General features: G+C 54.1%; 11 protein-coding genes. 7 read left to right on the forward strand and 4 right to left on the reverse strand.

Features of this window, described 5'->3' with window-relative positions:
* Positions 1-5 precede the first annotated feature (5 nt).
* The 3 genes from MWU51_RS09700 to MWU51_RS09710 are packed head-to-tail and all read left to right on the forward strand — an operon-like array spanning position 6 to position 4,020.
* On the forward strand, positions 6-1,637 hold the full coding sequence (locus tag MWU51_RS09700; RefSeq protein ID WP_247036775.1) for a long-chain-fatty-acid--CoA ligase: 1,632 nt from the start codon (positions 6-8) through the stop codon (positions 1,635-1,637).
* A 1-nt stretch (position 1,638) separates the two neighbouring features.
* Complete coding sequence (locus tag MWU51_RS09705; protein WP_247036778.1) at positions 1,639-3,378, forward strand: aldehyde dehydrogenase family protein; 1,740 nt, start codon at positions 1,639-1,641, stop codon at positions 3,376-3,378.
* Positions 3,379-3,384: 6 nt separating this feature from the next.
* The gene (locus MWU51_RS09710; RefSeq protein WP_247036780.1) at positions 3,385-4,020 is read left to right on the forward strand and encodes a TetR/AcrR family transcriptional regulator; all 636 of its coding nucleotides are present in this window, start codon (positions 3,385-3,387) and stop codon (positions 4,018-4,020) included.
* A gap of 617 nt (positions 4,021-4,637) precedes the next feature.
* On the opposite strand, the gene MWU51_RS09715 is transcribed toward MWU51_RS09710, so the two are convergent.
* Entirely contained in the window at positions 4,638-5,024 is a 387-nt protein-coding gene (locus MWU51_RS09715; RefSeq protein ID WP_247036781.1) for a hypothetical protein, read from the reverse strand.
* Positions 5,025-6,979: 1,955 nt separating this feature from the next.
* On the opposite strand from MWU51_RS09715, the gene MWU51_RS09725 reads away from it, so the two are divergent.
* A complete protein-coding gene (locus MWU51_RS09725) occupies positions 6,980-7,327 on the forward strand; it encodes a hypothetical protein (RefSeq protein WP_247036782.1) in 348 nt (115 codons plus the stop codon).
* A gap of 80 nt (positions 7,328-7,407) precedes the next feature.
* Here the strand turns inward: MWU51_RS09725 and MWU51_RS09730 are convergent, their stop codons facing one another.
* The 3 genes from MWU51_RS09730 to MWU51_RS09740 are packed head-to-tail and all read right to left on the reverse strand — an operon-like array spanning position 7,408 to position 9,533.
* On the reverse strand, positions 7,408-8,094 hold the full coding sequence (locus MWU51_RS09730) for a 5-formyltetrahydrofolate cyclo-ligase (RefSeq protein ID WP_247036783.1): 687 nt from the start codon (positions 8,092-8,094) through the stop codon (positions 7,408-7,410).
* Position 8,095: 1 nt separating this feature from the next.
* Positions 8,096-9,130 carry a nitronate monooxygenase gene (locus MWU51_RS09735; RefSeq protein WP_247036784.1) on the reverse strand — a complete coding sequence of 345 codons (1,035 nt, stop codon included), beginning with the start codon at positions 9,128-9,130 and terminating at the stop codon, positions 8,096-8,098.
* The gene (locus MWU51_RS09740) at positions 9,111-9,533 is read right to left on the reverse strand and encodes a DUF488 family protein (protein WP_247036785.1); all 423 of its coding nucleotides are present in this window, start codon (positions 9,531-9,533) and stop codon (positions 9,111-9,113) included. The genes MWU51_RS09735 and MWU51_RS09740 overlap by 20 nt, the downstream gene beginning before the upstream one ends.
* 168 nt (positions 9,534-9,701) lie before the next feature.
* Between MWU51_RS09740 and MWU51_RS09745 the strand changes: the two genes are divergently transcribed.
* From MWU51_RS09745 to MWU51_RS09755, 3 genes are all read left to right on the forward strand, one after another.
* On the forward strand, positions 9,702-10,457 hold the full coding sequence (locus tag MWU51_RS09745; protein ID WP_247036787.1) for a hypothetical protein: 756 nt from the start codon (positions 9,702-9,704) through the stop codon (positions 10,455-10,457).
* Between the two features lie 599 nt (positions 10,458-11,056).
* Complete coding sequence (locus MWU51_RS09750; protein ID WP_247036789.1) at positions 11,057-13,471, forward strand: hypothetical protein; 2,415 nt, start codon at positions 11,057-11,059, stop codon at positions 13,469-13,471.
* 14 nt (positions 13,472-13,485) lie between these two features.
* Complete coding sequence (locus MWU51_RS09755) at positions 13,486-14,571, forward strand: TAXI family TRAP transporter solute-binding subunit (protein WP_247036791.1); 1,086 nt, start codon at positions 13,486-13,488, stop codon at positions 14,569-14,571.
* Positions 14,572-14,592: the final 21 nt, after the last annotated feature.

Here is a 14,592-nt window from a genome sequence, read left to right on the forward strand (position 1 = left end):
GAGATATGCTTGGAAAGATGATGGATCAGCCGCTTCTGATCTCGAACCTGATCGTCCATGCCGCGCGTTACCATGGTGCGACAGAAGTCGTTTCAGTCGAAACCACTGGCGGCATCGAGCGAGCCAATTGGTCCATGCTCGATGCGAATGCGCGGCGGCTAGCATCGGTTTTAGACAGGCTTGGCCTGAAATTCGAGGATCGCTGTGCTACGATTGCGTGGAACAACCGCAGACATATGGAGATCTATTTCTGTGTGGCTGGCGCCGGGCTGGTTTGCCATACGATCAATCCGCGCCTTCACCCCGAACAGCTGATCTATATCGTCAACCATGCCGAGGATAAGGTTCTTTTCTTCGACCGGACATTCCTGCCGGCGGTAACGAAGCTAAAAGAACATCTTAACACCGTAGAACACTATGTGTTGATGGGTCCGCGCGATGACGAAGCCGCAGGCATGTTGGACGGTCTTCTCTTCTACGATGAACTTCTGGAGCAGGGCGATGTCGGCTATGACTGGCCGCAATTTGACGAAACCCGGGCGTCGTCGCTTTGCTATACATCCGGAACGACCGGCCATCCCAAGGGCGTGCTCTACACGCACCGCTCGACAATGCTGCACACGTTGGCAGGCAACCAGCCTGACGGGCTTGCAATCTCGGCCAAGGACACGGTTCTGCCCGTCGTGCCGATGTTCCATGTCAACGCATGGGGTGTGCCTTACATTGCGGCTGCCAACGGCGCGAAGCTGATCCTGCCCGGGCCGGGGCTTGACGGTGAGAGCTTGGTAAAACTCATCGACGACGAGGGCGTGACGCTTGCGCTTGGCGTGCCGACGATCTGGATGGGCCTACTGGGCGCGCTTGAAAAGACCGGCAGTAAAGCCAAAAGCCTTGTGCGCACCGTGGTGGGCGGATCCGCCTTGCCGCCGTCAATGATCCCAACTTTCCGCGACAAATACGGTGTGGAGTTGATTCACGCCTGGGGGATGACCGAAACGTCGCCGCTGGGCACGCTGAACCAACTTCTGCAAAAACATGATGCCCTGTCGGACGAGGCCAAGGCCGCCATCCGCCTTGGGCAGGGCCGCCCGCCTTATGGCGTCGAGATGCGGATCGTCGGTGAAGACGGCAGCACCCTGCCCCATGACGGCAAAACACAGGGCGAGTTGCAAGTGCGGGGCCACTGGATTGTCGATACCTACTTCAAGGCAAGCGAAAGCGCGCTGACCGACGATGGCTGGTTCGACACCGGTGACGTCGCCACGATCGACGCGGATGGATACATGATCATCCGCGACCGGGCCAAGGACATCATCAAGTCGGGTGGCGAGTGGATTTCGTCGGTCGAACTGGAAAACATCCTGATCGGCCACCCTGCCATCACCAACGCAACCGTTATCGCCGCGCGGCATCCGAAATGGGACGAACGTCCCGTGCTTGTGGTGCAAAAGAACGAAAACGCAGAAGTAAGCGAGGAAGAACTTATCGCCTATTTCGACGGCAAGGTCGCCAGTTGGCAGGTGCCCGACAAGGTCATCTTCGTGGACGCGTTGCCGATGGGTGGCACGGGCAAGATCGTCAAAGCCAAGCTGCGCGAGGAATATGGCGATCTCTTGATGCAAGACGGAGAGGCTTGAGATGAAACACCAAAGCGATTTCACACATGACCTGCGGGCCGCATATGATGCGGATCTGGAAAAACTGGACGCGGCCAAGCACGGCTGGGCGCGCACCCCGGTTACAGAGCGTATCGCGCTGCTGCAGGCCGTCAAAGATGCACTGATGCCCGTGGCGGAAGGGTGGGCGACCACTGCGGCCCGCAAGAAACGTCTTGCCCCGGACTCGCCCCTAGTGGGCGAAGAATGGACCAGCGGTCCTTACGCATTGATGGGCATGTGCAATGGTTTAATGCAAACCCTCTCGCAAATCGAAGGCAAGGCCTATCTGGAGCATCTGCCAACACGACAGTTGTCCAACGGTCAGACGGCGGTGCGGGTGGTTCCACATTCGATCTGGGATCGGTTGCTGTTGTCGGGGGTCAAGGCCGATATCTGGATGCAACGTGGTGTGACACCGGCCAACCTGAAATCCCATGCTGCCACCGCGTATGACATCGCTCCGGACAAGCGTGTGGGCAAGGTGGCTTTGGTGTTGGGCGCGGGCAACATCGCCTCGATCTCTCCGCTTGATGCTTTCCAGAAGTTATTTCTGGAAAACCAAGTTGTGATACTGAAGATGAATCCAGTCAATGACTACCTGACCGACTACCTGCGCGCTGCGCTGAAGCCCCTAATCGACCGGGATGCTCTGCGCATTGTCAAGGGCAATGGAGAGGCTGGGGCTTATCTAACTGATCATCCACTTGTCGAGGAAATCCACATTACTGGAGCGCGCGCCACCCATGACGCCATCGTCTGGGGCACAGGCGAGGAAGGAGCGCGCAACAAGTCAGCAGGCACACCGATAAATCCTCGTCACATCACTTCCGAACTGGGGGCTGTGTGTCCGACAATCGTCGTGCCGGGTCCGTGGTCGACCGCCGACATCCGATTTCAGGCCGAGCATATCGCCACTCAGAAGCTGCACAACTCCGGCTTCAACTGCGTTGCCGTCCAATCGCTCATCCTGCCGCGCGATTGGGATAAGACCGACCCTTTGATGAAAGAAGTTGGCCGCGTAATGGCGGAATTTGCGCGGCGTGAAGCTTACTATCCCGGTGCCGAGGCACGTATGGCAGAATTTGCAGAACATGCAGAGGGCGAACAACAATTGCCCCGTGGGCAAGGTGTGCCACCGTGTTACGTCGCCGACATGGAACGCGGCGATACCGAATGGCTCAAACAGCAAGAGGTGTTCGCCCCAGCGCTTGGCGTCAAACATTTGGACGCCGCAGATGCAGAGACCTTTCTGCGAGACGCGATCGATTGGGCCAATGACAATCTCTATGGCACTTTGGGGGGCAACATCCTGATCCACCCCGCCACGATCCGTGAGATCGGGCGCGCGCGGTTCGAGGAGATCGTCGCCGACTTCCGTTATGGCACCATCGCGATCAATGCATGGACCGGGCTTGGATTCTTGCTGGCTCCGGTCCCATGGGGTGGATTTGCAGGCGCAACGCTGGAAAACGTAGAATCGGGCATCGGCACCGTGCACAATTGTTTCATGCTCGAAGACACAGAGCGCACCGTGATCGAAGCACCCTGGAGCCCCTTCCCGCGCAACCTCGTTTCGGGGCGGTTCACTCTGTTACCGCGCCCACCGTGGTTTGTGACCAACCGCCGCCAAGACAAGGTTGGACGCCTGTTGACGCGGTTCCAGTACAAGCCAAGCTGGTTGAAACTGCCGCGGATTTTCGTAAACGCGTTGCTGGGTTGAGCGATTATGGGTAATAGCGCAGAGATGACCGAGCAGAAGCCGATAGGAAAGCTTGCCGCGCGCGCCGCCACAAAGGGTGCAAAGCGCGAAGCGAAGAAACGCAAGCTGGCGGAAAGTGCCATCGAGGCGCTGAAACGCTATGGCTATGCCAATACCACCCTGCGCGACATCGCGGCGCAATCCGAACTGTCGCTGGGCATGCTGCACTATTATTTCGAGAACAAAGAGCAGCTGTTGATCTATTGCGTGCGGCTCTACAAAGAGGCATTTGCTGCAGATATCAGCGCGCGTATCGCCGGGGCCAGAACTCGTGAAAGCTTGTTCCGAGCCTTCGCAGAAGGGCTGGCAGCCTCAATCGTCGAGGACGCTGAAACACACAGGCTCTGGTATGATATTCGCAATCAGGCACTGTTCGATCCGGTCTTTCAGCCTGTGGTGGCCGATGTCGAAACATCGTTGCTGGAGTTGATCGCGCGGATCGCGGGGGAACGCACCGAGGGGGCATCCATACCGATACTCTACGGTGTTGTGGATGGCGTCTTCCGGCATTTGCTCGAAAATCAGCTTGTGGGCAGACCGCGAAACAAACCAGAGCTTGTTGACGAGTTTTTTACACTGCTGACCCGTACGTTGAAAGCCTGAAGAGGCAGATAAACATCTGTGTCGGCCCTCAATCATTAGCAGGTAATCTTGATCTCAATGCAGCAAAGGTCGCGTCTCAGACCGCTGCAGCGAATGGGTTGTGTTTGACCAACTCCGCGCTTCTAAGGGTGGAACATTGCACACTACCGATGCAGCCATTTAGGTGTCGGCTTTCACAAGAAACCTCAAACGACGGTGATCGTTTAATCGTCAACCTATTGAGGCTCAACTGTCTTCGCTTCCTGTAGCGTCGCTTCCATCGTCCACCATCCACGATGATAATCCGCCCCGGTGTAGAACATGTGGACCGTCTCGGTTGCTGTATTGAAAAAGACCTGAGGCGCGATGATCTCATCGGTTTCCTAAGGCGGACCAGACTGTGTCAACAACGGTTGCTTGATGGTTGCGTATGGTCCAAAGGGATGATTGGCACAGCCCGCAAAGATCGCTTCTTGGCTGCTCGAAGTTTTTCCGGTTCTCACTGCAATGAATCCGCCGTCTGGCATCTGCGTGATCTGACCTTCCATTCCGATTGGCGCGTCTACCACTTCAAAATCCGACCAACTGCGCCCGTTGTCGTCTGACTGTGCGCCCAGCACTCAAACCCGGGTTACGTTTTAAAAGGCATTCCATCCCAGGAATGCGATCAGAAGCTCGCGGTCATGGTCGATGACAGATGGCGAGGTGATCACCCGAACGTCCCTGCCCGCCATGCGTCCTAGCGGCACCACCGGATCGGGATGGACAGTGTAAGGCCCGTCAAATGCGCCGGCGACAGCAAGGTAGATTGCGGATTCATAGGTTTCCTCATTTGTATATCCAACGAAATATATCTTGTGCTCACCATCCGGTCCACGACGGTAGAAGGGCATTTCCTTGGATCGCGGTATGGCTGCGCCGCTGCTGGCTCCCAGCAATGTACCTCGGCGCTCCCATGTACCGCTTGCTGACCGACTAGCCAGTTCTATGGACGGAAAATCGCTGTCGTCATCAGTATAGATCATATGGAGGTCACCTGCCCCATCGCTGATGACATGTCCGTCAGAAGCAACTTCATACGACCCAAGGGCAAACCGATCCCGGAATACGGGTTCATTCGAGCTTTCCCAGATTCCTTCAAGGGAACGACATTTTGCCTGAAGTGCTTTGGGTGCTGCGCATGACGCCGCGCAAAACGCCAAAGATATGATTGTACGTATCAGCATGGCGGGTCTTCTTATATTTCAGTTCACCGCTTTACCAAGCGGGTTGAGGATGTGATCTTTATTGTGACTCGGAAGGATCAATCTCGCTTATGGCGCACTGCCCAATGACATCATGGGGTCAGATCAAGGATCTGATCGAACGAGAACCATATGACACGCCTGACCGGGCACGGTAACAATATACATGGTTCCCGACGTTTTTGCCTCTGCAGCGAAATCAAGCTTGGGGTCGCGTTTCGCACCTTCGAAGCCTGATCCATACCTTATCTGTCTGGCTGTACGACCGTATCATCTGCAGCGCGGCGCATTGAGTTTGTGCACCTGCTGCAATTGAGTACTGAGCGTGCGCACCGCGAGAGATCAAGACTTCTGTTAAGGGCTTTCCTTATATCTTCGCTGCAATGCTCAAAGTATATTCGAGCACAACACCTAGGTTGCGCACTTTACCGTCAACCTTGGAGGGACCGAGTAGCAGTTGCATGGCGCCATAGCTGCCGGTCTTTCGGCAAATCTCGGCGGCCTATGTCCGTCGAAGTGAGTGGGTGCCATACCGACTTGGCTTCAATCCAATCGCTGTTACCCAATCGCGCGCAAGTCGACCGTACTTGCGTGTGGAAATATGTGGCCGTTCATAGAACTGGCTGAGGCACATGGCCCGACACTCAAGCATCCCGGGTGTTTTGAACCTGTTCAAAACAGTTTCACGGGTGTTTTCATACAGTTTGAACCGAACGGTTCGCTTGACTCTACTTGGGATCACGGAGACACGTCCTCGCGCACGGACGGCTTTGACAAGATCTGTGACAGCGGATTTGACCAGCTCGCAGCCGCGCAACTTGCTGTCTATGGCGACGTTGAAGAAGGCCAAATCGCGAAGATTGCCTGCAAATTCAAACCGCGCTCGGGTTGTCCAAACCTGTTTTGGCAGCAAAGAAAGTTTCTGCCCGATGATCCGGCCGTTGTACCAAGCTCTGCGTGTCGGAGTGACGGCGAGTAGTCGGACTCTTGGCATGATTTGCCTACCTATACTCCCCTCCGCGCCCTTTCATCAGCACCGCGCCGACTTGCCTATACTACAAAAAAGCGTTGAACGGCGCGTGTCTAAGGCAAACTGAGCACATGGCTTCTCTTTTGCATTGGGCCGCTTGTGAACCCTGAACAACGAATGCAGCGAAGCATCCGAGTGTCAGCAATCAGCCAAATAACCGTTAGGATGTCACAATCTTGTTCTCGTGCGTGTCCGCCAACTCAAAACGCTCAACGGTTGCGGTGTCATAGATGCCTCGAATCTCGTCAGTAAGCGCTTTGATTTGATTGTTCCATTTTGCGCCGCGGGTGACTTAAGCGCCTCAAGACTTTCCCAAATTTAAATCATGCATCTGCTTCGATCGTCGCTTCCCTCAAATGGCTTCCCAGCAAAAAAACGCTATCAATCCTTTGTCTTTGCTGCGAGCAGGGTGAGCTTTTCTAAATGCGAACTTTCTGTGTTGCGCCTCTTTGCCGGGTATGACCGTTCAGCGGTAAATTCGCATAATCATTTTACGGTCTCCACAGGGTTATTCTTACACTTGAGAATGCCGAGTCTCACGAAGCACTGGCAATAGTAGGGACAGGATTGGTTTCAAAAGCTGTAACTCTTGCTTGGCGTGATTTCTAAAGTGGGAATACGAGCGGGAACCGACTTTGCAAGAAGTATGTCGAAGGACAGTTTTGTCCCGCGACCAGTGAATTCGGTTGGCTAATCTCGCTGCAATATGCTTGAACAGCTGCTTTTTGCGCCCGCGGCGGAGCTCAAAATGACGCAGTCGCGGCGGTTTTCAAGCTACAAGCACGCGCAGCGAGAAATGGTAATGGCTGCCATCGGTCCGCAGTTGCCCTTGGATGTGGCGCAGCGTCTGGCTCCGGAAGGTATTGATCAAGGTAAAAACGGCCTTTCCGACCGTCCGCAACAATCAGTGTCGCTACGATACTGCTTCCCCAAAAAAGCAGAAATGGATGGTCAACGCAGGATTGCTTGGATGTCGATGACCGCTATGCAAACAATATCTGGCGATACTTTGGGCTATGGGCTCTTGCAACTACATTTACGATTTGTGGACTAGCGCTTGTCGGACGATAGAAATCTGGTGCGCGGCTCTGCCGGAGCCTTGTGGGACGAGCAAATACCGACCACGCCTTGTCATTAAAGAAGCGCCGGATCGACGCGGTGGGTCTCGGTTATAATGAGGTCAAGCGGGATGTCGTGCGGTTGGGGATAGATGGTTGCGAGCTGCGCAGCCTCATAGCCAATGCCGATCACAAAGGGCTTGGGGTCCAGATGCGCCAGCGTTCGATCAAAATAACCCCCACCATAGCCAAGACGATACCCATCCACCGTCCAGCCCACAAGCGGAGCCAACGCGATATCGGGCGTGACAATTTGCGCGTCTGGAGGCGGAACCGGAATGTTCCAGTCGCCCCGAACCATGCGTGTCTCCGGCGTCCAGCGGCGGAATGTCAGAGGGGCGGCTTTGGTTTCGACCAGCGGCAGCGCGACGGTCACGCCGGCGGCATGTAGATCGGTCATCAGGGGCCGAAGATCGGGTTCCCCCTTGATTGGCCAATAGGCGGAAAAGACTATGACTTGTGCGCCACCAAAACGATCGTTTAATTCCTGCCTCAGATGGCCCGCCAGCGCCTTGCTGATTTTTGCGCGTTCTTCAACCGACAGCGCCATACGCGCGGCGCGCAGCCGTTTGCGTTCGGATTTGCGCCAGGTTGCGACATCGCGCGCCTGTTTGTGATCGAAGCCCTCAGTGACCTCGTCGGCGTAGGAGGGAGGAGACGAGAAGCCAGACTGGCAGCGGAAGTTTTTGAAATCCTCGCCCATTTCATTGTCCTGACTTCGATTGTTCCACCTCATGCAGTGCCTGTCGTGCCTGTGCGGTGATCTCAGCCAGCCGCGCGGCTGCGGGAGGGATATCGTGGATGGCCCCGGCACCACGCCCGGCATAAAGCGCCATCGCTTCCAGATCACCGGTTGTCGTTCGCAATGGTGAATCCGTGCTGAAGCGCAGGCGCGGCCGATCACCGTCTTGGGCGATAACTTCGCGTGGTAACGTGTTGGGGTCGTGACCCAGATAAACGCCGTCCAGCGTATTTGTCACGCTGTTGGCAATCACACGAACCGCAGCGCCCGCAGGCCAGTTCAGGACAAACACATCGGTCAGCACCGTATCCTCGCCCTTTGCTTCGACAATCCGGGATTTATGATAAGGATGAGCAAAGGATTCATCGGTTGCCAGAAAAGCCGTGCCACATTGCACACCGCTCGCGCCGATCGCCAGAGCGTCTGCAAGGCCCTCGCCTGTCGTAAATCCACCCGAGACGACAACCGGCAGGTCTGTTTCGGCAAGGATCTGCGCCGCCAGCCCGAAGGCGGGGCTTCGCCCGTGAACATGGCCACCTGCCTCGATGCCCTGAGCGATGATCACATCCACCCCGGCATCTTCGGCCATCCGTGCCGCCTCGAGCGTGCCGACTTGGTGCAGCACCAGACACCCGGCGTGTTTCACGCGGGCAACGACGTCTGGCATCACATCCCAGAAAAAGCTGAAGGCAGACACACCCAGATCGAGGCAACAGGCGATCTGAGCATCAAGCAGCCCCGGTTCCGTCGCCGCAGGGATCAGGTTGACGGCAAAAGATCGGTCGGTTGCTGCCTGCATTGCAGAGACTTCAGCGGCAATCAGACTGGGGTCTTCGCGCACCATGCCCAACGTTCCGTATCCGCCCGCGTTGGCCACCGCGGCCGCCAGTTCCCAGCGGGATACACCGCCCATGCCAGCAAGCAGGATTGGCACATCACATCCCAGCAGATCGCATAGCGGTGTCCGCAATGAGGTCTCAGACGTCTTTGCTGTCATCTCCGCCTCCGTTCTGTCCAATCCAACGGCGTAGGTGGTTCTGCAAAACCACAGCGTTGTTATGGTCTTCGTCTTTTGAGGCATAAAGCAGTGTGACCACACCGTCCTGCGCAAATCCGGCAAGTTCCCGGACCAAAGCGTCTTGTTGTGCAAGTTCTTTGCTATAGCGCGTGCAGAATTCCTGCCACAGGTCGGGATTGGCATGGAACCAGTGCCGCAATGCGTCGCTGGGTGCGATGTCTTTGTACCAACGAAACAGTCGGGCGCGGTCTTTCGCCACGCCGCGCGGCCACAGACGGTCGACCAATATCCGCTTGCCGTCTGATACGCGAGCCGCGCGATATATCCTCTTGATACGAATACGCTCGGCAGGGGCGTCGGGAACGGGAGGTCTTTCCGGCATCAACTGTCCTATTTCTTCGTGTCGACATCGATTGCGGCGTTGAGTGCAAAACATGGTGTCAGTTGAATACTGATAGCTCGACACCTAAATCCACACACTTGCGGCGACGTATAGCGCAGTCGCACATCAATCTGTCACCAAACGCGATTAATCGAAAGGGAGCAATCCATGACAAAATACGACCTCCCGAAATTTCCGACCCGCCATGGCTATATGTCGGAAAAAATTCAGTTGGATTACATAGCCGCTGCGGTCGAGAAAAAACTGTTTCCAGTCGATGCCCACCGTATGCCGGAAATCGTGTCACTTACCGCCCCCAGCGATGTCTCCCAGCCCATTCAGTTCTGGCAATTGTACTCGGTTCTCGGTCAGGACCCGATCGTGGGGATAGTGCAGCGGTTTTATGAGCGGGTCTTCGCGGACGAAGAATGGTTCACGTCGGTGTTTGAGCGCGTTGGTGACCTTGGCCATCACATCAACACCCAAGCGTCCATGTGGATCGATGTGATGGGCGGTGGGCCATATTATCACGGGGCGGAGTTCAGGTTAAACTTTCACCACACGCACAACGCCATGCAACTGATGAATGACAAGGGGGCCGAGCGGTGGTCGCAACTGATGCGCGACACGCTTGATGCCTCTGAAGACCTGATGACGCATGACCCAAGGGTGCGCAGGAGTGTTAATACGTTCCTGTCCCACTTCATGATCAAATACGCGGAAGAATTTGCGTTCGAATACCGGAGCTTTTTTGGAGAGACCAACCCCACGTTCAGACGAAAGGTCGACTTCATGAAGATGACGGAACAGGCCATTGAAGCGCTAAGCGAAGCTGATCTGAGGGAGGCTTTGGCTGACCGTGGCGTCGATGTATCCAAGTGTGAAGGCAAAGAGGCATTGGTTCGCAAGGCGCTGATGATCTGAAATCCTGCGGTCTGAATGGATGGCGACGCAGGAGACCGGAAGTGACCTCGGTCTACTGTTGATGGCAAATGGCGCGAACGTCGCTTACCTGTCATTTAAACCTGCAACCGATCCAGAGGTGCCACTTCGTCGAAGCGGACATGTCCAATCACGGTTTCGGACTCTCTGACGCCAGTGGGATCTGTTCGATTGACCCGATGGACAAGAAACAGATTTTCGAGCGCACCCGAGCCATATTTGATGCTCTGGTGGCACTAAGTAAAACTAAGGAACTTTGGGTTGTGTTGTTGTCCGCCGAGCTTTGCGGTTGCAAATAGAAACGAGGCGGAAATGGCGGGACGGTTTGGGATCTTAACCGGTCAGATTGGCGTGCTCAATGTCGGCAGTGATCGCACTTGAATTGTGTCCGCTGCTTAGTCGCACGACACACATTCAAAAGATTCTTGCAAGTGATGGGCCGCATCAGTTGTAGAGGCGCGCAATAATATATCGCTGGATGGCGTGTTCTTGTGGGATTATTTTGGAGAATCGACTTTTAGGATATTTTATGTAATAGTTCACTACTAGCGAAATAGGGGTATTTCGGGGGGGGGGTTCTGTTGAATGATGCTTTTGTTAGAGTGTTTCTTTGTCTGATTGTATTGCTTCTGCCACTTCCATCGGTTGGTCAGTCTTCTTTGGAACAAGGCAGTAATCAAAGCCAGTCGACCACTTCTTTGCGCCAGATCTTAGCGCTTCTAGAAGACGAGATCGCACAGGTGTCGCAAAAACGCGACAGCTTAGTCGAAGCCACATCTGATGCAGAAAAGAAACTTCGTGATCTTGCACACGAGTTGCAGCAGCAGCAAGAACAGCGGCGTACAAACCTTCTGTTAGCTGCTGAAATCGAGCGCACTCGACAAGCTCTTGAGGTTGAGCTTGCCGATGTTCAGCAACTCTTGGCCACGCAAAAATCCGCAGCGGATGCGGCAGCGGCCAAGCTTTCCGAACGTCAAATCAAAGCCAGCCAAGTATCCAAAGATATATCGACCGCACAAGAAAAATTGGCTGCATTGCGTTCTGAAATCGCAGAACTTGAATCGACCTCAGACAAGATGCGTAGCGACAATGAAATGGCTGATGTTCTTGCCGAAAAGGTCGCGAGCATCGAGAAACAGCGGGCAAGCTCTATAGCCGAACTCGACGACCTGACCACAAAAATTGAAAACAGCCGAACAGTTCTGAACGACCTAAAGAACGAGGTCGAAACCGAAACAGCTTCGCTGTCTGCAACCAAAGATGAAGTCGCAGACATGATGGCACGCCTAGATGGGTTGCGTGCGGAAACAGCATCGGCTGAGCAGATATCCTTGCGCACGGACGAACTGAAAAAAGCAAATGCTGAGTTGGAGCTCAAGGCCGTCTCGTTGTCGGAACATATCGAGAATGGCGAGCGCCAGTTGACGGATTTGAATAGCCAGATGCAATCTGTCGAAAGCGTATTGTCAGACCGAAATCGTAAGGTCGCTGAGGAAAACGAAAAGCTTGCTGCGCTTCATGCCGAGCTTTCCAGGACTCAGGCACTTTTGGATAGCCAGCAATCTTCATTGGTTGAAGCAGAACAAATTCAAGTTGCTGTCGAGGCAAAGCGTCACGAACTTCAAGAGGTGGTCGCTCAAAATGAGACATCGAAGCGGCAACTGGAAACCCTGAACGCTGAACTGGACGCTGCGCGCCAATCGCTGTCAGAAACCCTCGAGAAACGTGACGTAGCACGCATCGAGATCGCTAATTTCGACACAATGCTCACGACTGCAAAAAGTGAGTTGGAAACCGTAGAAGCGGAAATCTCAAATGCAGAATCTGTGGCGCAACAATCCGCGGACGCTCGGGCCGAATTGCAAGCCATAGAGACGGCTATTGAAGAGGCAATCGGACGAAAAGACGTTGTGGAGTCGGAGATTGCAGCCAGCAACAAACAAAATGCAAAGGCGCTGAGTGAATTGAACGCCACGCTTTCCTCGTTGAGCAAAGCGCAGACCGACCTGAACTCCGTAACGACGTTAATTGACGAACGCTCGGACGAAATGCTGAAGTCTCTGGATGCCCTTTTCGCGGAAAAAGATGAACTTGAAAACGAATTGGCAGCCAAGTCGGAAGACAACAGTCTGTTGACAGCAGAGATTAAAGAAAACCGCGCGTTGCTGTCGGAACAGGAAAGCAAGCTGTCCACCCTTCGACAAGAAATCGAAAGTGTCCAAGTGGAACAGGCGTCAAGCCAAGCGGTGTTGGCGGATCTGGAGCTAAAAGTTTCATCGATGAAAGACGCTGACAAGAAATTGGAAGATTTGATCGCCGAAACAGATAAAACCAACACCCAACTGGTCGAAATGTCCAAACAACGTGATGTTGTCGCCAGCGAAGTTGAAGCTCTGCGAGAGATGGCATCGAAAGTTCAAGAGGATCATAACAAGACGCTACAGGACAATGAGCGTCTCGCCTCAAATCTTTCTGAGATCCAAAGCAAACTGAGCAGCACCGAGGTTGAGCTGGTTGAGTTGGAACAACAGAAACTTGCGTATCTGGACGAAATCAAAGGGCTTGAGTCAGAACTAGCAGCGATGCGCGCCAATAGAGAGGCGGTGCGCAGCAACATTCAGACAATGACGGCAACCCTTAACGGATTGATTGGCAGCAATGCCTTAGAAATCCCTGAAGAAACCCAAGCGAAACCGGTAGCTGCGACACAGGCAGGGGTAGACGTTGTCGTCGATGTTGTATCGAAAACCACTGCTGAAAGCGTCAACATGGGGTCAGAGCAAATCGGAAAACGAGAAGTTTCGTTATCACGCCAGCAAATTAACGTACTGCTCGCGCAAACTCCGGGCCTTGCAAACGCAGCGCCCGCAGAATTATCGAAACTCACGACCGAACTGGAAAACGGCACATGTACTGTGCAGGCGTTGCAATCCGCATTTGGGTTTGTAAACCGCCAGACTTTGGTCGCTTTAATACGAGAGATTGGTCCGTGTTGATTGAAATATTCTAAGTGAAGAAGGGAAGGATTGTGAGACGTTTAAAATATAATGCTACAAAATTGATTTGTTTTTGCTTTTGTCTGTTTATTGGCAATATCCACTTAAACCCTGCGCATGCACAGGAGTTCGGAAAGAACATCCTGACTGGTGGTCCCAACGGCACATACATCCAAATCGGTCGTGACTTGGCATCCGTTGCTGGCGCGTGCGGATTGAACTACACAGTTCAAGAAAGTGCGGGTTCTCTGGAAAACTTTCTAGGCGTTCGCAAGCGTTCAAACACCCAGTTCGGCATCGTGCAAAGCGACGTTCTTGAATACTTCAAGACGTTTGCCAGCGACGATCCAAGTATCGCCCGTGCGATTTTCGGCGTTCGGATCGCTTTTCCCCTCTACAACGAAGAGGTGCACATTCTCGCAAGCCGTGATGTCACGTCGCTTGACGGGCTAAACGGTAAACGTGTTGCTGTTGGGGTTGAAGATAGCGGTACATTTCTGACCGCATCGCTTGTGCTTGATCTTGCCGGCGTGCAGCCGTCTGAGCGGGTGATGATCAACGCGACAGATTCCATGGCGCAGCTTCTTGCGGGGGAAATCGATGCAATGTTCTATGTGGCTGGCGCACCGACCAAACTGTTCGTGTCTGACCAAATTGATGCGGCAAAATTTCATCTTTTGCCGATTGACGATCCCACCCTCAGTTCGGTCTATGTTTCAACCAGCATCCCTGCAAACACCTATCCGTTTCAGACGGAAGCGATTGATGTCGTCGCCGTAAAGGCAGTGCTGATGACCTATGAGTACAGCGCCAGTAAAAACGAGTATCACCGTTTAAGCTGCAAATCGGTCTCGGATATGGCGAACCTGATCCTGACCAATTTCCAACAGCTTCAGGAAGTAGGTCACCCGAAATGGAAAAACGTGGACCTGAATGACATCCCGCCAGGTTGGGATATTGGTGATTGTGTAAATGCGGGTCTTACCGACAGCTACGAGATGCAATGTCAGGGTCAGGTTGCTGCCTCACCTCAAGGCTCGCTTGAAAGCAAAGCTAATGAGGCTTACCGAGCCCGCATATGCGCGGCGATCGGCTGCTGAAAACCGAAAAGCGCTACCACA

Source organism: Aliiroseovarius sp. F47248L, from assembly GCF_023016085.1.
GTDB lineage: Bacteria > Pseudomonadota > Alphaproteobacteria > Rhodobacterales > Rhodobacteraceae > Aliiroseovarius.